This is a genomic window from Nocardia rhizosphaerihabitans, from assembly GCF_014646295.1.
GTDB lineage: Bacteria > Actinomycetota > Actinomycetes > Mycobacteriales > Mycobacteriaceae > Nocardia > Nocardia rhizosphaerihabitans.
Map to the genome: position 1 here is coordinate 393,580 of NZ_BMNE01000001.1, position 22,178 is coordinate 415,757.

At 69.5% G+C, this 22,178-nt stretch carries 20 protein-coding genes; 12 read left to right on the forward strand and 8 right to left on the reverse strand.

Annotated elements, in window-relative coordinates; translation table 11 throughout:
- Positions 1-705 precede the first annotated feature (705 nt).
- From IEY60_RS01780 to IEY60_RS01790, 3 genes are all read right to left on the reverse strand, one after another.
- Positions 706-2,421 carry an ABC transporter ATP-binding protein gene (locus tag IEY60_RS01780; protein WP_189023081.1) on the reverse strand — a complete coding sequence of 572 codons (1,716 nt, stop codon included), beginning with the start codon at positions 2,419-2,421 and terminating at the stop codon, positions 706-708.
- A complete protein-coding gene (locus IEY60_RS01785; protein WP_189023083.1) occupies positions 2,418-4,232 on the reverse strand; it encodes an ABC transporter ATP-binding protein in 1,815 nt (604 codons plus the stop codon). Before IEY60_RS01785 ends, IEY60_RS01780 begins: the two co-directional genes overlap by 4 nt.
- A 100-nt stretch (positions 4,233-4,332) precedes the next feature.
- Positions 4,333-4,770, reverse strand: coding sequence for a DoxX family protein (locus tag IEY60_RS01790; RefSeq protein ID WP_189023085.1), 438 nt, complete (start codon positions 4,768-4,770; stop codon positions 4,333-4,335).
- Positions 4,771-4,881: 111 nt separating this feature from the next.
- On the opposite strand from IEY60_RS01790, the gene IEY60_RS01795 reads away from it, so the two are divergent.
- The 3 genes from IEY60_RS01795 (at position 4,882) to IEY60_RS01805 (ending at position 6,935) form a co-directional block, all read left to right on the forward strand.
- On the forward strand, positions 4,882-5,451 hold the full coding sequence (locus IEY60_RS01795; protein ID WP_189023087.1) for a TetR/AcrR family transcriptional regulator: 570 nt from the start codon (positions 4,882-4,884) through the stop codon (positions 5,449-5,451).
- Positions 5,452-5,476: 25 nt separating this feature from the next.
- Positions 5,477-6,247: an AraC family transcriptional regulator gene (locus IEY60_RS01800; RefSeq protein WP_189023089.1), complete on the forward strand. Its 771-nt coding sequence runs from the start codon at positions 5,477-5,479 to the stop codon at positions 6,245-6,247.
- Positions 6,248-6,446: 199 nt separating this feature from the next.
- Positions 6,447-6,935, forward strand: a complete 489-nt coding sequence (locus IEY60_RS01805) for an HIT family protein (protein WP_189023091.1) — start codon at positions 6,447-6,449, stop codon at positions 6,933-6,935.
- A gap of 7 nt (positions 6,936-6,942) precedes the next feature.
- Here the strand turns inward: IEY60_RS01805 and IEY60_RS01810 are convergent, their stop codons facing one another.
- From IEY60_RS01810 to hutC, 3 genes are all read right to left on the reverse strand, one after another.
- On the reverse strand, positions 6,943-7,545 hold the full coding sequence (locus IEY60_RS01810) for a hypothetical protein (protein WP_189023093.1): 603 nt from the start codon (positions 7,543-7,545) through the stop codon (positions 6,943-6,945).
- A 9-nt stretch (positions 7,546-7,554) separates the two neighbouring features.
- Entirely contained in the window at positions 7,555-7,878 is a 324-nt protein-coding gene (locus IEY60_RS01815; protein WP_189023095.1) for a hypothetical protein, read from the reverse strand.
- A 283-nt stretch (positions 7,879-8,161) separates the two neighbouring features.
- Positions 8,162-8,941, reverse strand: a complete 780-nt coding sequence (gene hutC / locus IEY60_RS01820; RefSeq protein ID WP_444543793.1) for a histidine utilization transcriptional repressor HutC — start codon at positions 8,939-8,941, stop codon at positions 8,162-8,164.
- A gap of 140 nt (positions 8,942-9,081) precedes the next feature.
- Here hutC and hutU point away from each other — a divergent pair, with 140 nt between their 5' ends.
- The 3 genes from hutU to IEY60_RS01835 all read left to right on the forward strand — a co-directional run bounded on the left by hutU (position 9,082) and on the right by IEY60_RS01835 (position 12,217).
- Positions 9,082-10,761, forward strand: a complete 1,680-nt coding sequence (gene hutU, locus IEY60_RS01825) for a urocanate hydratase (protein WP_189023099.1) — start codon at positions 9,082-9,084, stop codon at positions 10,759-10,761.
- A gap of 359 nt (positions 10,762-11,120) precedes the next feature.
- On the forward strand, positions 11,121-11,690 hold the full coding sequence (locus IEY60_RS01830) for a TetR/AcrR family transcriptional regulator (protein WP_189023101.1): 570 nt from the start codon (positions 11,121-11,123) through the stop codon (positions 11,688-11,690).
- A complete protein-coding gene (locus tag IEY60_RS01835) occupies positions 11,687-12,217 on the forward strand; it encodes a hypothetical protein (protein ID WP_189023103.1) in 531 nt (176 codons plus the stop codon). Before IEY60_RS01830 ends, IEY60_RS01835 begins: the two co-directional genes overlap by 4 nt.
- An 80-nt stretch (positions 12,218-12,297) precedes the next feature.
- Here the strand turns inward: IEY60_RS01835 and hutH are convergent, their stop codons facing one another.
- Together hutH and IEY60_RS01845 are read right to left on the reverse strand one after the other, a co-directional pair.
- Positions 12,298-13,872, reverse strand: a complete 1,575-nt coding sequence (gene hutH, locus IEY60_RS01840; RefSeq protein WP_189023105.1) for a histidine ammonia-lyase — start codon at positions 13,870-13,872, stop codon at positions 12,298-12,300.
- Positions 13,873-13,911: 39 nt separating this feature from the next.
- Positions 13,912-15,318 (reverse strand): amino acid permease, encoded by a 1,407-nt coding sequence (locus tag IEY60_RS01845; RefSeq protein WP_189023107.1) that lies wholly within the window; start codon positions 15,316-15,318, stop codon positions 13,912-13,914.
- Positions 15,319-15,557: 239 nt separating this feature from the next.
- On the opposite strand from IEY60_RS01845, the gene IEY60_RS01850 reads away from it, so the two are divergent.
- The 6 genes from IEY60_RS01850 to IEY60_RS01875 all read left to right on the forward strand — a co-directional run bounded on the left by IEY60_RS01850 (position 15,558) and on the right by IEY60_RS01875 (position 22,145).
- Positions 15,558-16,991: a purine-cytosine permease family protein gene (locus IEY60_RS01850; protein ID WP_189023109.1), complete on the forward strand. Its 1,434-nt coding sequence runs from the start codon at positions 15,558-15,560 to the stop codon at positions 16,989-16,991.
- Between the two features lie 13 nt (positions 16,992-17,004).
- Positions 17,005-18,180 (forward strand): imidazolonepropionase, encoded by a 1,176-nt coding sequence (hutI, locus tag IEY60_RS01855; RefSeq protein ID WP_189023111.1) that lies wholly within the window; start codon positions 17,005-17,007, stop codon positions 18,178-18,180.
- 10 nt (positions 18,181-18,190) lie between these two features.
- Positions 18,191-19,132, forward strand: a complete 942-nt coding sequence (hutG, locus tag IEY60_RS01860) for a formimidoylglutamase (protein WP_189023113.1) — start codon at positions 18,191-18,193, stop codon at positions 19,130-19,132.
- Between the two features lie 177 nt (positions 19,133-19,309).
- Entirely contained in the window at positions 19,310-20,320 is a 1,011-nt protein-coding gene (locus IEY60_RS01865; protein WP_229739480.1) for a FecCD family ABC transporter permease, read from the forward strand.
- A complete protein-coding gene (locus IEY60_RS01870) occupies positions 20,317-21,336 on the forward strand; it encodes a FecCD family ABC transporter permease (protein WP_189023115.1) in 1,020 nt (339 codons plus the stop codon). Before IEY60_RS01865 ends, IEY60_RS01870 begins: the two co-directional genes overlap by 4 nt.
- Positions 21,333-22,145 carry an ABC transporter ATP-binding protein gene (locus IEY60_RS01875; protein ID WP_189023117.1) on the forward strand — a complete coding sequence of 271 codons (813 nt, stop codon included), beginning with the start codon at positions 21,333-21,335 and terminating at the stop codon, positions 22,143-22,145. Before IEY60_RS01870 ends, IEY60_RS01875 begins: the two co-directional genes overlap by 4 nt.
- Positions 22,146-22,178 lie beyond the last annotated feature (33 nt).

The following is a 22,178-nucleotide window of genomic DNA, read 5'->3' on the forward strand; positions in this document are numbered from 1 at the left end:
ACAACTACCGGTCCTGAGCTTCCCGATCGCCGGCTACCGACGGGTAGTTTTGTAGACCGCTAGCCGACTTGTCAAGCGCTACAACATGTTTCAATCTATGAACGTGGTATTGGACAGTGCCACAAGGTAACTCGCGCGTAATGTGCGCTGCGAAAACGCTGAACCTGCCCCGAAAGCGGACCCAGCGGTATTGAAATAACCAGCGCCCCAACCGATTTCGTGACCCTAGCCGACGGATGGGTAGACGCGTGTTGCACGAAGGTAAATACCGTGGGCTGACGCGGCGCTGCGACAGAGATGTTCGGACGTGACGACCCCTTGTAGGGTCACGCCGACTACGAGGCGCGTCCCCGGGATGCCGGGAACCGCCTGTTCAGACCGTTCACCGAGGACATCATCGTCCTGCGGGCGGTCACCGGGGGAACGTGCGAACGACGCTCGAATGCCGACTCTACGGCCGCGACCGCGATGCCGCGAATCGAGCCCGGCGCTTGATGAGATCCCCTTGGATCGAAACGCGGCGTTTGGCGTCTTTCCCAACCCGATCGGACACGGTCTCGAGATATGTACGGGTACTGGACAATTCACCGATCGCTGTCAAAGCAGCACAGCGAGATTTTCAGATTCGGCTCCGGGACGGCGCTACCTGCCGGCCGGTGGAACCGGTGGCCGCGCCTGCTCGCGCATGCCGCGGCCACCATCGGCTCACCTGCCCGTGAGGGAGGCGCCGGAGCTCGCCCAGAACCCGGCGTAGCGGCCGCCCGCGCGCAGCAGCTCGTCATGGGTACCGTGTTCCACGATGCGCCCGCCGTCGACGAACACGATCCGGTCGGCGCGCTGGACGGTGCGCAGGCGGTGCGCCACCGTCACCACCGTCCGGCCTGCCATCAGGCGCTCGATGCCCTCGTGCACCGCCGCTTCGTTCACGGGGTCGAGCGCGGAGGTGATCTCGTCGAGCAGCACGATCGGCGCGTCCTTGAGCAGCGCGCGGGCGATCGAAACACGTTGGCGCTCACCGCCGGACAGGCGGGCGCCGCCCTCGCCGACATGCGCGGCCCAGCCGCCGGGCAGGCGCTCGATCACCTCGTCGAGCCGGGCCGCCGCGGCTGCCGCGCGCACCTCGGCGTCGGTGGCGTCGGGGCGGCCGAGCCGCACGTTGTCCTCGATGGTGCCGTCGAAGAGGTAGACCTCCTGGAAGACAACGGCGATCCGGGACATGAGCTCCTCGGTGCTGATGTCGCGCACGTCCACTCCCCCGACCCGGACGGCACCCGCGTCCGCGTCGGCGAAGCGGGCGAGCAGTTGCAGCAGGGTGGTCTTGCCCGCGCCCGACGGGCCGACGACGGCCAGGGTGCTCCCGTCGGGCACCGTCAGCGACACGTTGTCGAACACGGTGCGGTCACCCTGTCGGAAGCCGACGGAATCGAAGGCCAGGTCGTGGCGGGCGGGCAGCGCCGGTTCGCGCGGTTCCGGCAGCGGTTCGGTGCGCAGGACCTCGTCCAGACGCGCCAGCACCGACCGTGCGGCGCGCAGCTTGCCGCCGATGTCGGCCAGCGACAGCAGCGGGTCGGCGCAGCGGGCGGCCAGCACCAGGATCGCCAGAATCTCTGCGGCACCGATACTTCCGTCGAGGACGAGGTACGCGCCGAGGACCAGCAGGACGGTGAATATCGCCTGCACGGTCAGCGCCAGGCCGACCACGCCGGGCAGCGCCGACAGGGTCGACCGGCGCGATGCCCGCTGCAGTGCGGTCAGGGAGTCGTCGAGCAGCCCGAACCGTTCCCCGGTCCGGCCGCCCGCCCGCAGCACCGGCTGGGCCTGCAGGTACTCGATGACCCGCCCGGTGGCTTCGGCGCCGCGTGCGGCGGTGTCCGCGTCGCTCGCCGCCGTGGACCGGCCCGCCCAGATCTGGACGGCCGCGACGACCGGTGCGCCGAGCGCGGCGGCCAGGCCGAGTTGCCAGTTGTAGGCGATCATCACGACGACGATCGTCAGCGGGGTCACCGCGGCGGAGATGAACGGCGACAGCAGATGCGCGATGACGCCCATCGCGTCGAGCACACCGCGACTGGCCAGCGCCGACACCTCACCGACCCGGCTGGCGCTGTACCAGCCCAGAGGCAGCCGGGCCAGATGGTCGCCGATCCGGTGATACATCCCCGCCAGCAGGGTCGTTCCGCTGCGGAAACCGGCGAGATCGCTGAGGTAGCGCAGCACCGCGTAGGCCGCGACCGCGGCGCCGAAGGCGATCAGCCACGGCCGGACCTCGCCGGGATCGCTGCCGAACAGGGTGTGCAGAACGGGAACCAGCAGGGCGTAGGACAGTCCTTCGACGATCGCGGTGACCGTCATCAGGGCGACGGTGCGACGCACCGGCCCGGCGTACTCGTGGCCGAGCACGCGCAGCAGCATCCGGATCATCGGCGATCGTCTCCTCGAGGTCCGTCGGCGAGCGCCGATCGATGGGCGTGCCAGAGCGCGGCGAACCGGCCGCCTGCGGCCAGCAGGTCGGCGGGCCTGCCCCGTTCGACGATCACCCCGCCGTCCAGGACGACGACGGTGTCGGCGTCGGCGATGGTTTCCATGCGGTGCGCGATGACCAGCGTCGTGCGGTCGGCGGCTCCCGCCGCGAGCGCGCGCCGCACCGCCAGCTCGGTCTGCGGGTCGGCGAAGGAGGTCGCCTCGTCGAGGACCAGGACGGGTGTCGCGGCGAGCAGGGCGCGGGCGAGCGAGATCCGTTGCGCCTCACCGCCGGACAGTGCCACCTCGGCGCCGAGCACGGTCTGGTAGCCGTCGGGCAGTTCGACGATGCGATCGTGGATGCCGGCCTGCCTGGCGGCGCGCACCACGTCGTCGAGGTCGGCGTGCGGCACCGAGAGCGCGATATTGTCGGCGATCGTGGCGTGCAGCAGGGTGCTGTCCTGGAAGACGAACGACACCCGCCGGTAGAGCTCGTCGCTGCCGAGCTCGCGCACGTCGACGCCGCCGAGGGTGACCGTGCCGTGGGCCGGGTCGAAGAATCGCGGAAGTAGCTGGACCAGTGTGGATTTCCCGCTGCCCGACGGACCGACGAGCGCGGTGGTCGTCCCGGGCTCCAGCACGAGATCGATACCGCGCAGGACTTCGTGGCCCGCCTCGTAGCCGAATCGGATGTCGCGCAACTCCACTCGATGGCCAGTGGGCGCGACCGGGTGCGCGGGCTCGGGCAGCGGCGGCACAGCGAGCACGTCGGTGATCCGGCCGACGGCGCGCTGGGCGGCCTGCAGGTCGTCGAAACCGTGGCCGAGCAGGGCTGCCACCGGCGCGGTCAGGCCGAGACCGAGCAGGACGAAGGGCAGCAGATCGGCCGGGGCCATGCTTCCACTCGTGATCAGCCCCGTGCCGCCGATCAGCACGACCAGCAGGACGAACGGCGGCGACAGCGCCAGCTGCATGCCCGCGGCGATCACCGAGAGTCCGCGCACCATCCGGTAGAAGGCGCCGACGAAATCGTCGGTGGCCGTGCGGAATGCGCGATGGGCGCGTCCGGATCCGCCGAACACCTTGACCACCGGAATGCCCCGGACGAATTCGATCACCGAATCCGCGATGCGACCCATGGCGGCGTCGAATTCCTCCTGCTCGCGCTGCCGGGTCGGGGTCATCAGCAGCGGGATCAGCGCCATCGCCAGCACTACCGGGATCAAGGTGATCAGGGTGAGCCGCCAGTCGATGGTGAACAGGTAGACCAGCGACACCACCGGCACCACGAACGCGGCGACGAGTTCACCGGGAGCGTGGGCGATGAACGGGTGCACCGCGTCCACGTCCTCGCCGACGACCTTCGCGAGTTCACCGGTCCTGCGCTGCCCGAACCAGCCGATCGGAACACGGCCGAGCCGCGCGGCCAGCTGCCTGCGGAACGACAGCTGCACCCGGCCGTCGAGCAGATGCCCGAGACCGGCGGAGGCGGCGGTGAACACCAGCCGGACGAACAGGCCCGCCGCGCCGGCGAGGACGACGAGCCAGACGTGTCCGTGATCGATCGGACCGGGCGACAACACTGTTCGGCCCAGTTCGACCACGGCCAGCAGCGGCGCCAAGCCCGCCACGGCGCCGATCACCTGCAGGATCACCACAGCGGTGAAGCCGCCCAGGTAGGGGCGAAGCAGGCCCGCGACGGTCGGTCCCGCTGGCGCGGCGTCGGCCACGGGTGGGGATTCCCGCACCTCGGCCACGTCGGTGATGGTCATGGTCGTTCCTCTCGCGTCTGTGCGGCCGCGCAACGGGCGGCGTATCGAATACTGTGACGTCGCGGTCAGGCGGTGCGCTTTCGGAAACGTGCGGTCCTCTTCAGCGGAGGGCGACCAGGGCGCAGGCGGCGAGGAAGAGTCCTTGCAGAACGGTGCGGGCAGGTAGCGGCATGGACTTGATGCCCAGATCCGCCCGCGCGGCCCGGATATTCGCCGGGAACATGCCGAGCAGCAGCGCGAACAGGCAGGCCGCGGCGAGGCGCGAGGTCGCCGGAATCAGCAGACCGACGGCGCCGGCCAGTTCGAGAACGCCGGTCAGGGTCACGAGAGCCGGGGCGTTGGGGAGGCTGGGCGGGACCATCGCGATCAGGGCCGCGCGGCGGGGTTCGACGAAATGCGCGCTCGCGGTGAGGGCGAACATCGCCGCCAGGCCGACAGCTACCGCGCGGGGCCACGAATCCAGCCAGGCGAGGCCGGTGAGCCGCCCGAGCACCCTGGCAAGGACGGTGACGACGGCGAGAACGATGAAGGGGGCCATGGGAACTCCTCGAGGCGAACGTCGACTGGCCTACCGCCAATCTTGACACTGGAAAGATTGACAGCGGCGACGTAACTTGTCAATGACAAGTTTGTGCGTCAGGATCGAGACATGACGAAAACCGGGTATCACCACGGGGATCTGCGGACCGCGCTGCTCGACTCGGCGGCCGAGCAGATCGCGGCCGAGGGCATCGAGGCCGTGTCGTTGCGGGCGCTCGCCCGTCGCGCCGGGGTCTCGCACGCGGCGCCCGCGCATCACTTCGGTGATCGGGCCGGGCTGTTCACCGCGCTGGCGATCGAGGGATTCGACCTGCTGGCAACGGAATTGGCGGCGGCGGGCGAGGACATGCGGGAGGTGGCCCTGGCCTATATCCGCTTCGCGCTGAGCAATCCCGGCCGGTTCGACATCATGTACCGGCGGGAGGTGCTGCGCGCGGACGATCCGGAGCTGGTGGCGGCACGGGAACGATCGGGGGCCGCCTTGCGCGCCGGGATCGCCGAGCTGCAGTCCGATCAGGATCCGGGACGGCAGCGGGCGACGCGGCTGGCCGCGTGGTCGCTGGTGCACGGGTTCGCGACGCTGTGGCGGGAGGGCGCGCTGGACGGGTCCGAGCTGGCGACCTCCGCGGATCCGGAGCTGATCGCGCGCGAGATGCTCGCGACCGTGGCCTTCGACTGAGCGAGGGCCCGATACGCTGGCAGCCGTGACCGGTGTGCTGTCGGAAGAGTGCGGTCCGGCGCGGTCGCCGGTGGTGTGGATGCGGCCAGGGCACGTGGGCTATATCGGGCCCGAACTCGGCGTCGACCTGCACGCGCCCTCGGTGGCGGTGCTCAGTGTCGGCCTGGACGGGCCGTTCGTCCTCGACACCGCCACCCACGGCGAGATCTACACCGGCAGCTGCTTCGCGCCCGCCCGCTCGGTCCATCGGGTCAATGCCCCCGGCGGCTGGATCCTGCTGCTGTTCGTCGATCCCGCCGGTGCGCCCGCGATGACGATCGCCGACGAGATGACCGCCGTCGCCGGACCGTACGGACTCGCCCACCGGCGCGAACGCGAGCTAGTCGAGCTGTGCCGCGCCACTGTCGTCGAGCCGGACCGGATCTTCGCCGACGCGGTCGCGGGCCACACCCCGGTCGCCGATCCGCGGATCGCCTGGGCCGCGTCCACGATCAACCGCAACCCCGACCGGGCCTTCCGAGCCGAGGCGATGGCCGCCCACCTCGGCCTGTCGACGACGCACTTCCTGCGGCTGTTCGCCCGGCAGTGCGGCACCACCTTTCGTGGCTATCAGCGCTGGACCCGGGTCGTCCACGCGATCCGGGACGCCGCCGCGGGCCGCGACCTCACCCGCTGCGCCGTCGACGCGGGTTTCGCCACCCCGTCCCACTTCAGTGAGACCTTCCATGACCTGTTCGGCATGTCCGCCTCCGGATTCCTGCGCACGGGTGTCCGCTTCGACCTCGACCTTCCGTAGCCGCACTGCGGGTCCGGGCCGGGCAATCGGCCAGAAAGACGTCGTACTCGCTCATTCCGTCGATCCTGCACCGGAGAAGTCCGGAGTGCGACACTCAGCTCGCCGCGCGACTTCCCGGCATGCCTGGACTCTTGTCGCCGTACGATCGAGGCCCCTTCTCGCACAAGCATTGTCGGCACAGGAAAGGAAATGGGGCAGCATGGCGCAGGATCGGGAACCCGACGACTGGCGGAGCGATCGGGTCGGCGCGGCGGCGGCGGGGACGAATCCGACGGTGCTGTGCCGGCTGACCACCGGGTGGGCCGTCATCGGGGATACTCAGCACCTGCCCGGATATTGCGTGCTGATCCACGACGGCGATGCCGATCAGCTCACCGAGTTGCCGCGGCCGGAGCGGGTCGCGTTCATGGCGGACATGGTGGTCCTCGGGGAGGCGGTGGAACGCGCTTGCCGCGCAGCCGATCCGGCGTTTCTGCGGATCAACTACGAGGTGCTCGGCAACACCTGGGGGCACCTTCACGGGCATATCCACGCGCGCTATGCCTGGGAACCCGAGCAGCTGCGGGTCGGCCCGGTCCACCTGTACGGTGCGGAACGCTTCGCACCGGAGCACGCGCTGAGCGCACGGCACGACGGGCTGCGCGCAACGATCACCGCGGCGGTGACCGAGATTCTCGCCGAGGGATAACCGCGGGTCAGCGCGCCGCGGAACCGCCGACGACCAGCAGCTCCGGCAGCGGGTGATCGACGAGCGGGGTGGCCGGCACGACCGGCGCGCCGCGACGCAGAACCGTGCAGCGGCGGACCAGGACGGCACCGCAGGCATGGATCGTCGTCGTGATCAGGTCCTCCGCCAGGGGCAGGTCGTCCTCGCGGTACCCGTACACCGAAAAGCGCACGGCGCGTGGATCGTTCATCGGGTCGGACTGGCAGATCACCGCCGCCGGGCAGCTCGACAGCAGCATCACCGCGGTCGCGAAGTCTGCATACGGGTCGTCCGTGGCGATCTCCCGACCGGCCGCGACCGCCGCGAAAAGCGGTCGCAGGCAGGGCTGTTCGGGCACCTGCTGGGCGTCCTGGATGCGCGACCAGCGGCACAATGCCGGATGGTCGGCGATGTCGGGCCGCGCGCGCCAGCGGCGGCGGCCGCAGTCGAGCAGGCGCGCGGCGGCCGAGTGCCACACCGCGGAGTCGTCGATGCGGGCGACGATGCGCAGGCGGCGGCATTCGTCGACGTCGGGAGTGTGGATCGGATCGATCGCGGGGACGGCGGAGCCCGTCGGACGGTGCGTCTGCATGGCGAACTCCTACCGAACGAGGGAACCGAACGAGTGCTGCCCGGTGGCCGCGCCACGGCGCCACGCGAGCCGGAACGCCATGGTCGCGGCCACGACGGCGGCGCACACCACGGCCGCGATCAGCAAGAGCACCAGCACACCCGACCGGCCGACGCCGGCGTACCTGGCGATCAAGGCCGAGGCCGCGATGGGGCCGGCGGTAGCGAGAACGGGAATCAGCAAGATCAAGCCGACGGTCACCAGAGCCGACGGCGACATCGACGATTTCAGTGCGGAAATGCCCTGCCGGGAGGTCATCCTGCGCGGCCCCGACTGCCGTGCGACTGTAGCCATTTCCGCCTCTCCGTTACCTGAATGGAACCGAGCGAACCATGGGCTACTAAACGTACAGCCCGGACCAGGGCCCCCAGGCGATTCGTCACGAAACAGTGATAACCCGAGATGGCTGGTCACCCTGCCGCAAATTGTATTCCCAGTTCAGGGGCACATTTGTAGTTAGCGGACAATTTGCTGACAGCCAATTGCATTCAGATCGCGTAACAATTCCGAGCGCACGGGAAGGGCCACCGGCCGGTGCGCACACTGCGCCCGGAATCGCGCGGCGAGTTCGAGGTTCTTATTCGGCATGATTCGACCCGGAACCGAAGCTGCCTTCCAGCCGATTGCGTGATCCCGGGTGGATCAGCCGAGCCGCACTCACGAGCCCACCCGAAGACCAGGTGCGGCGCCGGATGAGCAGGCACGGCTCGTCGCGGTCGATATCGAGCAGCTTGCACTCCTCCCGGCTGGCCCGCACCGCCTCCACGACATGTTCGCCGCGGATCAGCGGCGCGACCTCGCTGAGGTAAGTGTTCGGCGTGACGGTGGTGAAGTCCTGGGCCAGGTAGTCGGGGGCCTGGGCCGGATTGACGTAGCGGTCCTCCACCTGAATCGGCACGTCGTCCTCGATGTGTACCAGCAGCGAATGGAACACCCTGCCGCTCATGGCATTTCCGAGCACCGGATGCCGGTCGCCCGCCTCCTCCGCGCGAACGAACACCACTTCGGTGCGATGCCGGTGCCCGCGCCGGGAGATCTCGTCGGCGATATTCCTGACCTCGAACAGCGGCGAGGCAGCCTTGGTCGGCGCGACGAAGGTACCCACGCCCATCACCCGGTTGAGCGCGCCGTCGGCGGTGAGATCACGCAGCGCGCGATTGATCGTCATCCGGGACAGGCCGAGGGCGTTGACCAGCTGATTCTCCGAGGGGATCTGCTCGCCCTCGACCCACCGGCCGCCCTTGATCTGCGCCATGATCAGCTGCTTGACGCGTTCGTACGCCGCGAATTCGGTCCCCAGTTCGCCGTACAGCGCGGCCAGGTCCGCATCGACCACTTCGATCGCCACCACCGGTATCCGTTCACTCAGTTTGTCCAGAGAATACGTTGCGCCCGGACGGCACAGCACGCTTGACAGCTACTTGTATATACAGGACTATACCACTAGTCTGGATTTCAGTGACCCAGGACACAGCCGTCTTTTCGAGGAGTGAACCGATGACCGACGCCGCCACCCCGCCACCTTCCGGCCCCCGGCCCGTGTCCGCCCCGCGCGGATCGCAGCTGCACACGCTGGGCTGGCAGCAGGAGGGCGCCCTGCGGATGCTGATGAACAACCTCGATCCCGAGGTCGCCGAGCGTCCCGACGACCTGGTCGTCTACGGCGGCACCGGCCGTGCGGTGCGCAGCTGGGCGGCGTTCGACGCGATCGTGCGAACCCTGGAGACCCTCGCCGACGACGAGACGTTGCTGGTGCAGTCGGGCAAGCCGGTCGGGGTGTTCCGCACCAACGAGTGGGCGCCGCGCGTGCTGCTGGCCAACTCCAATCTGGTCGGCGACTGGGCGAACTGGGAGGATTTCCGCAAGCTCGAGCAGCTCGGGCTGATGATGTACGGCCAGATGACCGCGGGGTCGTGGATCTACATCGGCAGCCAGGGCATTCTGCAGGGCACCTACGAGACCTTCGGCGCGGTGGCGCGCAAGCGATTCGGCGGCACGCTGGCAGGCACCATCACACTCACCGCGGGCGTGGGCGGCATGGGTGGCGCGCAGCCGTTGGCGGTGACGATGAACGAGGGCGTCGCGCTGTGCGTCGACTGCGATCCGGCGCGCATCGATCGTCGGATCGCGCACGGCTACCTCGACACGAAGGCCGAATCCTTGCAGGAGGCACTGGATCTCGCGATCGCGGCACGCGACGAACGCCGCGCGCTGTCGATCGGTCTGGTCGGCAATGCCGCCGAGGTGTTCCCGCAGCTGCTGGCCATGGACGCGCCGATCGATATCGTGACCGACCAGACTTCGGCCCATGATCCGCTGTCCTACTTGCCGATCGGTGTCGTGCTCGAGGATTGGCACACCCTCGCCGAGAAGGATCCGGCGTGGTTCACCACCGAGGCACAGGCGTCGATGGCCAAGCATGTCGAGGCGATGGTCGGGTTCCTGGACAAGGGCGCCGAGGTGTTCGACTATGGCAACTCGATTCGTGACGAGGCCCGAAAGGGCGGCTACGAACGGGCTTTCGCGTTCCCCGGTTTCGTGCCCGCCTACATCCGCCCGTTGTTCGAGGAGGGCCTGGGCCCGTTCCGCTGGGCCGCGCTCTCGGGCGACCCGAAGGACATCGCGGCCACCGACCGCGCGATCATGGAGCTGTTCCCCGAGAACGAGCACCTGAAGCGCTGGATCACCATGGCGGGCGAGAAGGTGCAGTTCGAGGGCCTGCCCGCCCGCATCTGCTGGCTCGGCTACGGCGAACGCCACCGCGCGGGCCTGAAATTCAACGAGATGGTCGCCTCCGGGGAACTCTCGGCACCACTGGCCATCGGCCGCGACCACCTCGACTCCGGTTCGGTCGCCTCCCCCTACCGCGAAACCGAGGCGATGGCCGACGGCTCCGACGCCATCGCCGACTGGCCCCTGCTCAACGCCCTGCTCAACACCGCCTCCGGCGCCTCCTGGGTCTCGATCCACCACGGCGGCGGCGTCGGCATGGGCCGCTCCATCCACGCAGGCCAGGTCTGCATCGCCGACGGCACTCCCCTGGCCGCCCAGAAGCTCGAACGGGTCCTCACCAACGACCCCGGCATGGGCGTCATCCGCCACGTCGACGCCGGCTACGAACACGCAGCCGACGTCGCCCGCGAACGTGGAGTGCGAATCCCCATGCAGGAGAACTGATCCCCGTCCGCCGCCCGCACCGCTCGGTGCGGGCGGTGGATCGGTCACCGCGTCAGATCGAGGCAGCCGACGCCGACCGGCGTATTCGTCGCTACTGCGCTATGACAGGGCGACTCTTCGGCGATCGAATCCCCGTCGGCCGCGCCCTGCACTGGGTCCACGCCACACTCGCCCACTCCACCGACGCACCGGCCTCTCAGGTAGCGAGAGCGATCGGCTCGTCGGGTGGCCGCCGCTCAGGCCGCAGCAGTCGGTCGTGGTGGTCCAGTAGCAGCAGGCGAATCGAGTGCCGCACAGTCGGTTCGGGGTGTCGCAAATTCACGGTTTATTATGACTGACCAGTCAGACATAATAAATCCATGCCGAAGATTGTGGATCGGGCCGCGCGGCGGGAGGAGATCTTGCTGGCCGCGGCTGCCGTGTTCGCCCGGAAGGGTTTTTCTGCTGCGCGGATCGAGGATGTGGCTGCCGAGGCGGGGATCGCCAAAGGCAGTGTCTATCTGTACTTTCCGAGTCGGGATTCGCTGCTTGCCGGAGTGTTCGAGAGCTATGCGCGGCGGTCGGCGTCGGTGCTCGAGGAGATGGGTGACGGGCCTGCGCTCGAACGGCTGGAGCGGCTGATCCGCGGGGCCGTGGCGATGCTGGCCGAGCACCCTGATCACGCGCGGGTCCTGCTGGATGTGTGGGCCGCGAAACCGCCCATCGATATGGTCGCCGTCTATCGCGAATATCGGGCGGCTGTCACCGCATTGCTGCGTGCGGCTGATGCCGAGGGCGCGCTGCGCGACGGGATCGATGATCGGCACGCGGCGGTGATCATCGGGGCCATCGAGGGGTGTCTCATCCAGACATTGGTTGACCCGGAGTTGTCGCTGCCGGATCTCACCGAGCCGGTTCTGCAGGTCTGCGTGGAAGGGATCCGGCGATGACACTCACCGATCGGCTGATCGCGCCGGGTGCGACCAGGGCCGAGGTCACCCTCGGATTCTCCGTCGCGATCGGCGGAGCCGCCGGTGCAGCGGCACTGGCGATTCGGGCGCACCATCCGTGGCCGGTCGTCGCCGTGATCGCGGTGCTCGCGTTCGATCTGTTCGGTGGATCCGTCGTCAACGCGATGGGTTCGGCCAAGCGTTGGTATCACCGCCCGGGGCGCACCGCCGTCCACCATCTCGGCTTCGTCGCGATCCACATCCAGCCGTTCCTTCTGGCCTGGGTGGTGCCCGCGTTCAGCTGGACCGCCGCCGTCACCATCTACGTACTGGCGATAACCGGAGCGCTGATCGTGACCGTGGCACCCGCCCCGCTGCGCAGGCCGATCGCCTTCGCCGTCACGGCTTTCGCGCTGCTGTGGGTCACCGGCGTTCTCGCCGTCCCGGCCGAGGTGGCCTGGTTCGCGCCGGTACTGCTGATCAAACTTCTTCTCGCCCACCTGCTTCCGGAGGAAGCGAGCCGCTGATCCTCCGACTTCTCGCAAGCACGAGCCGGAAACAACGGCGCCCCTGCCGATTTCGACAGGGGCACCGTCAGTGATACGAGTCAGCCGAGCGGGCCGATGACCGATTCGGCGCCGGCGAGGAGGGCGCCGGAGGCGGCGAGGCGCACCGCCGCATCGATTTCGGGCGCGAGGTAGCGGTCGGCGCCAGGGCCGTCGACGTGCGCGCGCAGAACATCACGGACCGCCGCTGTCGCCGGGGCCGGGGTCAGCGGGGCGCGCAGGTCCAGCGCACGCGCGGCGGTGAGCGCCTCGATGGCGAGGACCCTGGTGAGACCGTCGATGGAGCGGCGGAGCTTGCGGGCCGCCGACCAGCCCATGGAGACGTGATCTTCCTGCATGGCCGAGGACGGGATCGAGTCCACCGAGGCGGGCGCGGCGAGGCGCTTGAGCTCGGAGACGATGGCGGCCTGGGTGTACTGCGCGATCATGTGGCCGCTGTCGACGCCGGGATCGTCGGCGAGGAACGGAGGCAGGCCGTGATTGCGGGCCTTGTCCAGGAAACGATCCGTGCGGCGTTCGCTGATGCTGGCGACATCGGCGACGACGATGGCGAGGAAGTCCAGCACGTAGGCCACGGGGGCGCCGTGGAAATTGCCGTTGGACTCGACCCGGCCGTCGAGGGTGACCACGGGATTGTCGACAGCCGACGCCAGCTCGTACCCGGCGACACGTTCGGCGTGGGCGAGGGTGTCGCGGGCGCCGCCCGCCACCTGCGGTGCGCAGCGCAGCGAGTAGGCGTCCTGGACGACGGTGCAGTCGGGGGTCGCGTGGCTGGCCACGATCGCCGAATCGGCGAGCAGCCGGGTCATGTTGGCGGCCGCGATGGCCTGGCCGGGCTGCGGGCGCAGGGCCTGCAGGTCGGCGGCGAAGACCTTGTCGGTGCCGAGCAGGCCCTCCACGCTCATGGCCGCGGTCACGTCGGCCAGCCGCAGCAGATTGCGCAGGTCGTGGCAGGCGAGCACCAGCATGCCGAGCATGCCGTCGGTGCCGTTGATCAGCGCCAGGCCCTCCTTCTCCGCCAGCTCGACCGGGGCGATGCCCGCGGCGGCCAGCGCCTCGGCGGCGGGCAGCAAGGCGCCGTCGGCGTCGCGAACCGCACCCTCACCGAGGACGGCCAGCGCGACGTGGGCCAGCGGTGCGAGGTCGCCGGAACAGCCGAGGCTGCCGTATTCGTAGACCACCGGGGTGATCCCCGCCGACAGCAGCGCGGCATAGGTCTGCGCGACGACCGGCCGCACGCCGGTCCGGCCGGTGGCCAGGGTCGACAGGCGAAGCAGCATCAGCGCGCGCACCACCTCCCGCTCCACCTCGGCGCCCGAACCCGCCGCATGCGAGCGAATCAGGCTGCGCTGCAACTGCTTACGCAATTCGAGCGGAATGTGCCGGACCGCCAGCGCACCGAACCCGGTGGACACGCCGTACACCGGCTTCGGGTCGGCCGCCAGCGCCTCGATCCGCCGCCTGCTCTCCCCCATCGCCGCGAGCGACTCGTCGGACAGCCGCACCGCGGCGCCGTCCCTGGCCACCCGCACCACGTCCTGCGGCGCCACCGGACCCGTGCCGACGACGACCGGTTCCACGGTGACCGGCGCGGACCGGTCCGAGTCGATGCTCACTATGCTTCTCCATTCCGAACTATCTGCGGGACAAAACTTTCAGGCGATATCGGCGACGGGTTCCGGCGCGGGAACCGCGTCGGGCTCGGCCGGAACGGGGCGCACCCACAGGCGGTAGGCCACGCACAGCAGTGCCAGCCAGACCGCGCCGACGACCAGCGCCACCCGACTGTCGGCGTCGAAGGCGATCACCGCGATCACGAACACCAGGAAGCCGATCGTGATGAGCTGCCCGTACGGCCAGAACGGCACGGGGAACTTCAGCGCGGCGACCTGCTGCGCCGACATCCGCTGTCGCGAGCGGTACTGCGAGAACAGGATCATCAGCCAGACGAAGATGGTCGCGAAGGTGGCGATCGAGGCGATCACCAGGAACACCTTGTCCGGGATCAGGTAGTTGAGCAGCACGCCGACCAGCAGGGTGACGGTCATGACGACCACCGTCATCCACGGCACGCCGTTGCGCGAGACCCGCTGCATCACCGCGGGCGCCTGACCACGCTGGGCCATGCCATACATCATCCGCCCCGCGCCGAAGATGTCGCTGTTGATGGCCGACAGCGCCGCGGTGATCACGACGATGTTCAGCACCGCCGCCGCGGGACCGAGGCCGAGGCTCTGGAAGATCTGCACGAACGGGCTGCCCTCGTCGCCGATGCTCTGCCACGGATTGATCGCCATGATCACCGCGAGGGTGAGTACGTAGAACAGGATGATCCGGATGGGCACGGTGTTGATCGCGCGCGGGATCGTGCGCTGCGGGTCCTCGGCTTCTCCCGCGGTGATGCCGATGATCTCGGTGCCGCCGAAGGCGAACATCACGATGGCGAAGCAGGCGACGAAACCGCCGAAGCCGGTCGGGAAGAATCCGCCGTCGGTCCACAGATTCTGTACGCCGCCGCTGGTGTCGTGGATGCCGAAGCCGAAGATCAGGATGGCGATGCCGCCGGCGATCATCGCGACGATGGCGACGATCTTGACCAGGCTGAACCAGAACTCGACCTCACCGAACACCTTCACGCTGAGCAGGTTGACGGCGCCGATGAAGAAGATGATCGACAGCACCCAGATCCAGCGGGGCACGTCGGGGAACCAGAAGCCCATGTACACGCCGAACGCGGTGACGTCGGCCAGGCAGACGATGAGCATCTCGAAGGTGTAGGTCCAGCCGGTCAGGAAGCCGGCCAGCGGACCGAGGTGCTTGCTGGCGTATTCGCCGAACGAACCAGAGACCGGGTTGCTGACCGCCATCTCGCCCAGGGCGCGCAGCACGAGGTAGATCGCGGCGCCGCCGATCAGGTAGGCCAGCAGCACCGACGGGCCGGCGCGGTGGATCGCCTCCGCCGAGCCGTAGAACAGGCCGGTGCCGATGGCCGAGCCGAGCGCGATGAAACGGATGTGGCGCGCGGTGAGTCCACGCGTCAGCACAGCAACGGGCTTGTTCAAACCATTCTCCCGGGATCGGAAAGGCGCACGGAGCGGGTGATGACCCGATGGATTCGCCTGTGGGGCCGGTCACAGCGACCGGTACATGTATAAACCTGTATATACAGCCGTGTCAATGCGCGACGGGTCGGTCGGCAGCCTAGCGCTTGACGTACCTGTCTATACAGGCATATACATATCGAACGTGACCCAGCGCACACGCTCGGGTCGACGGCGTCCCCGCAGAAAGACAGGCCGCTATGACAACGACCGGCTCCGAGGATCTCCTCACGCCCGAACGCCGAACCATCGACGTCGTCCCCGACAACGAACGGCACGGCACACCGCGCAGCCAGTTCACGCTCTGGTTCGGGGCGAACATGCAGATCACCGCGGTCGTGGACGGCGCGCTCGCGGTGGTGTTCGGCGCCGACGCCCTGTGGGCGATCATCGGCCTCCTGCTGGGCAATGTGTTCGGCGGCGTGGTGATGGCGCTGCACTCGGCGCAGGGACCGCGCATGGGCCTGCCGCAGATGATCTCGAGCCGGGCCCAGTTCGGGGTCAAGGGCGCGGTGGTCCCGCTGGTGCTGGTGATCCTGATGTACCTCGGCTTCGCCGCGACCGGCACCGTGCTGGCCGGGCAGGCGGTGAACAACATGCTGCATGTCGAGAATCCGGTGATCGGCATCGTGATCTTCGGTGCGCTCACCGCGTTCGTCGCGGTCACCGGGTATCGGCTGATCCATGTCGTCGGCCGGGTCGCGACGGTGATCGGGATCGTCGGCTTCACGTATCTGACGGTCCGGTTGTTCGCCGAGTATCCGGTCGGCGACTTCGTCGGCGTGATCGGGTTCGACGCGGCGACCTTCCTGCTCGCGATCTCCCTCGGCGCGGGCTGGCAGCTGACCTTCGGACCGTATGTCGCCGACTACTCCCGGTATCTGCCGCGCAGCACCAGCGAGCGCACCACGTTCTGGTCGACGTTCCTGGGCAGCGTGCTCGGCTCGCAGTGGGCGATGACCTTCGGCGCGCTGGTGGCCGCGGTCGCGGGCAAGTCGTTTCTCGCCGACCAGGTCGGGTTCCTCGGCAAGCTCGCCGGGCCCGCGGTGCTCGCGTTCTGCGTGTATCTGGTGATCGTGGTGGGCAAGCTGACGGTGAACGTGCTCAACGCCTACGGCGGGTTCATGTCGATCCTGACCACCGTCACCGCGTTCGACGGCCGCTCGCAGATCTCCACCCGCGCCCGCACGCTCTACATCGTCGGGTTCGTCGGCGTCTCGATGCTCATCGCGCTGGCCGCGAGCGCGGACTTCCTCGACAACTTCAAGAACTTCGTGCTGGTGCTGCTCATGGTGTTCACGCCGTGGAGCGCGATCAATCTGATCGACTACTACCTGATCTCGAAGGAACGGGTCGACCTGCCCGCGCTCTACGATCCGAACGGGCGCTACGGGGCATGGAACGTGCCCGCGTTGCTCTGCTACGGCCTCGGCGTCCTCGCCCAGATCCCGTTCCTCGCGCAGAAGCTCTACACCGGTCCGATCACGCACCTGCTCGGCGGCGCCGATATCTCCTGGATCGTCGGCATCGTGTTCACCGGCGCGATCTACTACCCGATCGCGCGCCGCACGGCCAACCCGCCCGCGCGGATGATCTACCCCACGCACACCGAGATGGTCGACACCCGCAGCTAGGAGGACTCCCCCAGTGCCCACCACCGCACTGACCGATATCGGCACCCTCGTCACCAACGATCCCGCCCTCGGTGACGGTCCGCTCGGCATCCGGCGCGACGCCGCCGTCGTCTTCGACGACAAGACCGTCGTGTGGGTCGGCGACAGCGCCGCCGCGCCCGCCGCCGACACCGGCGTCGACCTCGGCGGGCGGGCCGTGCTGCCGGGATTCGTCGAGACCCACTCGCACCTGGTGTTCGCCGGTGACCGCGCCGAGGAGTTCGCGGCCAGGATGGCCGGGCGCCCGTACGGGGCCGGTGGCATCCGGACCACCATCGAGGCCACCCGCGCGGCGACCGACGAGCAGCTCGCCGCGAATGTGGCGCGGCTCATGGACGAGTCGCTGCGCGCGGGCAGCACGACGGTCGAATGCAAGAGCGGCTACGGCCAGACCGTCGCCGACGAACTGCGCAGCGTGGTGATCGCGGGCCGGTTCACCGACGAGGTGACCCTGCTCGCCGCGCACGTGCCGCCGCCGGAGTACGCCGGACGCGCCGACGATTACGTGGCGATGGTGTGCGCCGAGATGATCCCGCTTTGCGCGCCGCACGCTCGATGGATCGATGTCTTCTGCGAGCAGGGCGCCTTCGACCGCGAGCAGGCGCACGCGGTGCTCTCCGCGGGCATCGCGCACGGTCTGGTGCCGCGCGTGCACGGCAATCAGCTGCATCAGGGTCCCGGTGTGCAGCTCGCGGTGGAGCTCGGCGCCGCGTCGGTGGATCACGTCGCGCATGTGAGCGCCGCCGATATCGACGCGCTGGCAGGCAGCGAGACCGTGGCCACGCTGTTGCCGGGCGCCGACTTCTGTACCCGCAACAGCTATCCCGACGCGCGGGCCCTGCTCGACGCCGGCGTCACCGTGGCGCTGGGCGCCGACTGCAATCCCGGCACGAGCTACACGACGAGCCTGCCGTTCTGCATCGCCCTGGCGGTCCGTGACCTGCGCATGACGCCTGACGAAGCGGTCTGGGCGGCGACGGCGGGCGGCGCACAAGCATTGCGCCGCACCGATATCGGCGCCTTGCGGCCCGGTGTGCGGGCCGACGCGATCGCGCTGGACGCGCCATCGCACCTGCATCTGGCCTACCGTCCCGGAGTCCCGCTGATCAGCCAGGTGTGGCGCGGCGGCGTGCTCGCCTACTCGAAATGAGGTCTGCCCGATGACGTCCGAATCCTCGTGGACCGGCCGGATCGACGGCACCACGCCCGAGCATCTGCGCTGGCACCAGGCGGTCACGTCGTACGAACCGGGCACCGATCCCGGTGCGTGCGTGTTCGTCGGCTTCGCCAGTGACGAAGGGGTGCGGCGCAACAAGGGTCGCCAGGGTGCGGCGCACGGACCGGAGGCGCTGCGCCGCGCGCTGTCACCGATGGCGCTCGGCGCGCCGGTGCGCGCGTTCGACGCGGGGACCGTCGCGGTCACCGACGACCGCCTCGAGGACGGCCAGCGCCGGCTCGGTGCGACGGTGTCGGACCTGCTCGACGCCGGTGCGTTCCCGGTCGTCCTCGGCGGCGGGCACGAAGTCGCCTACGGCACCTATCTCGGGGTGGCCGGTGCGGCGCGCCGCACGCCGGGCACCATCGTCGGAATCCTCAATCTGGACGCGCATTTCGACCTGCGCCCCGATCCGGTGCCCAGCTCGGGGACCCCGTTCCGGCAGATCCTCGAGGCCGACCCCGACGTGCGCTACGCGGTGATCGGGATCAGCCAGCCCAGCAACACCAACGTCCTGTTCGACACCGCCGACCGATTCGGCGTGCGGTATCTGCTCGACGACGACTGCGAACCGGCGCGGGTCGCCACGTTCGTCGAGGATTTCCTGGCCGGGATCGATCTGCTCTACCTGACCATCGATCTCGATGTGCTGCCCGCCGCGGTCGCACCCGGCGTGAGCGCGCCCGCCGCCTACGGCGTCGCGCTGTCGACGGTCCAGGCCGTCTGCGATCAGGTCACCGCCAGTGGCAAGCTCGCCGTTGTCGATGTCGCCGAACTCAACCCCGGTCTCGATATCGACCAGCGCACCGCCCGCACCGCAGCGCGACTGCTGCACCGCATCATCACCCGGCACGGGGGCAGCGGAATCGACGGTCTTGCGCATTAAGGCTTGCCTACCCTAATGTTTGCCGCGATCCGGTTCGCAACCTTCGCATCTCGGCGGGGGTGACGACCGCGCCGTCGTCCCGCACCCGCACCTCGACCGATCCGCACTGCACCACAGCGTCCAACGCCTGCCCGACGGCCAGGCGCGCTCGGTCGTGCGCGATGAGGGAAATCCACCGTGTCCACTCTCGCTCTGAGCCGTCCGGCGCTGCGTCATGCCGCGGTGTTCGCGCTCGGCATCGCCGCGCTGGCGCTGTGCGTCGTGCTGAGCCTCGCGCTCGGATCCCGGTCGGTGCCCGTCGGCACCGTCGTCGACGCCGTCCTCGGTCACGGCACCGATCGCGATGCGGCGGTGATCACCGGCATGCGGTGGCCGCGCACCGTCGTCGGGCTGGTCGTCGGGGCGGCGCTGGGTCTGGCGGGCGCGATCGTCCAGGGGGTGAGCCGCAATCCGCTGGCCGCGCCGACAACCCTCGGCATCAACGCGGGCGCGGCGCTCGCGGTGGTCGTCGCCATCTACGCGCTGGGACTGAGCCAGCCGGCGCAGTACGTCTGGTTCGCGTTCGCCGGCGCCGCCGCGGCCGCCATGATCACCCTCACGCTCGGGCGCAGGGCGGGCGATCTCGACCCGATCCGGCTGGTGCTCGGCGGCACGGTCGTGCAACTGGTGCTGGCCTCGTGGACCTCGGCGGTCCTGTTGCTCAGCGAACGCACACTCGACGAGGCCAGGTTCTGGCTGGTCGGTTCGATCGCGGGACGTGAACTGCCGATCCTGATTCCGCTCCTCCCGCTGTTCGCGGTCGGCGCCGTCGCCGGGCTGGTGCTGGTGTCCGGTCTCAACGCGCTCGCGCTCGGCGACGAGGCCGCCGAAGCGCTCGGCGTTCCGGTCACCAGGATTCGGGTGACCGGGATGGTGGCGGTGGTCCTGCTGGCCGGGTCCGCGGTGGCCGTGGCCGGGCCGATCGCCTTCATCGGGCTCGCCGCGCCGCATCTGGTGCGGCTGGTCGCCGGCACCGATCATCGGGTGCTGCTGCCCGGCTGCCTCCTCGCGGGTCCGCTGTTGCTGCTCGGCGCCGACATCGTCGGCCGGTTGATCGTGCGGCCCACCGAGGTCGAGGTCGGGATCGTCACGGCGTTCCTCGGTGCGCCGCTGCTGGCGGTGCTCGCCACGAGAAAGGTTCGCCGATGACCACTGTCGTGACATCGATGGCCACGCGCGTCCGGATGCTCGCCGCCGGGCTCGTCCTCGCGCTCTGCGCGATCGTGACGGTCGCCCTCGCCACCGGTGATGTGCCGATGGACGCGGTCACCGCGCTGCGAGCCGCCATCGGGCTCGGTGATCGCGGTGACATCTATGTCGTCCAGGAGTTCCGGGCGCCCCGGATCGCGGCCGGGCTGATCGCGGGCGCGGGGCTGGCCGTCGCGGGCGCTGTGCTGCAACGCCTGTTCCGCAATCCGCTGGCCTCCCCCGACGTCATCGGCGTGACCGGCGGCGCCTCCCTCGGCGCGGTGGTCGTGCTGGCCGCAGGCGCGAGCCAGTACTCGATTCCGGTCGCCGCGCTGGCGGGCGCGATGGTGGCCGCGGTCGCCCTCGGCGCCATCGGCTGGCGCACGCAATTGTCCACGGCCAGGCTGGTTCTGGTCGGTCTGGCGATCCAGGCCGGGCTCGCCGCCGCGGTGAACCTGGTGATCGTGCGATTCCCCAAGGAACTCGCCGGATCGGCGATGCACTGGACGGCCGGTTCGCTCTACGGCCGGACCTGGGCGGAGGTGACCGGGGCTGCCGTCGGCTCCGTGCTGGTGCTCGCGGTGCTGTGCGTGCAGTACCGCACCCTCGCCGTGCTCGATCTCGGCGACGAATCGGCGGGCGGGCTCGGCGTCGGAGTCTCGGGCGCGCGCTTGCGACTGCTGTTCACCGCGGTCGCGCTGGCCGCACTGGCCGTGGCCATCTCCGGTCCCATCGTGTTCGTCGCGCTCGCGGTGCCGCAGATGGTGCGGCTGCTGTGCGGGCCGCCGACGGCGGCGACCCTCGCCGTCACCGGGCTGGCCGGGGCGACCTTGCTCACCGCCGCCGACTTCGTCGCGCAGAACCTGCTGCCGGTGCAGGGACTCCCGGTCGGCGTCGTCACCACGACCGTAGGCGCACCGTGGCTGCTGTGGCTGCTGGTGCGCGACAGCAGCCCGGCGAATCGGAGGACCGCATGACCGAGCACCCAGCCAACGAACTCGCCACGCGCGCACTGGCTCTGCGCTACGGCGATCGCACCGTCATCGACGGGCTCGACCTGGTGCTGCCCGGTCACGCGGTCACCGCGATCGTCGGTCCCAACGCCTGCGGCAAGTCGACGCTGCTGCGCGGGCTGACCCGGCTGCTGCGCCCCGCGGGCGGCACCGTCACCCTCGACGGCGCCGACATCCACCGGATGCCCGCGCGCACCCTGGCATTGCGGCTCGGCCTGCTCCCCCAGCAACCGATCACCCCCGAAGCGATCACCGTCGAAGCGCTGGTACGGCTCGGGCGCTATCCGCATCAGAAGCTGCTGCGCCCCTGGTCCACCACCGATCAGGCGGCCGTCGAGGAGGCCATGGCGCGCACCGGCACCACGGCCCTGCGTGACCTCCCCGTCGACCAGCTCTCCGGCGGGCAGCGCCAGCGTGCCTGGATCGCACTGGCTCTCGCGCAGGACACCGACCTGCTGCTGCTCGACGAGCCGACCACCTTCCTCGATCTGCGCCATCAGCTCGATGTGCTCGATCTGGTGGCCGACCTCAATGCCGACGCGGGCCGCACCGTCGTCATGGTGCTGCACGACCTCGGGCAGGCCGCCCGCTACGCCGACCACCTCGTCGTGCTGCACGACGGCGCACTGGCCGCGGCGGGACCGCCGGCCGACGTCCTCGACGCCGATCTCGTGCGCACCGTCTTCGATGTCGAGTGCCGGGTGATCCCCGATCCGGAAACCGGTACCCCACTGGTTGTTCCGCTCGGTCGTGCCGCGAGGGCCCGCGTCTGAACTCCCGCACCACACGGCGACCCGGCTCGGGTC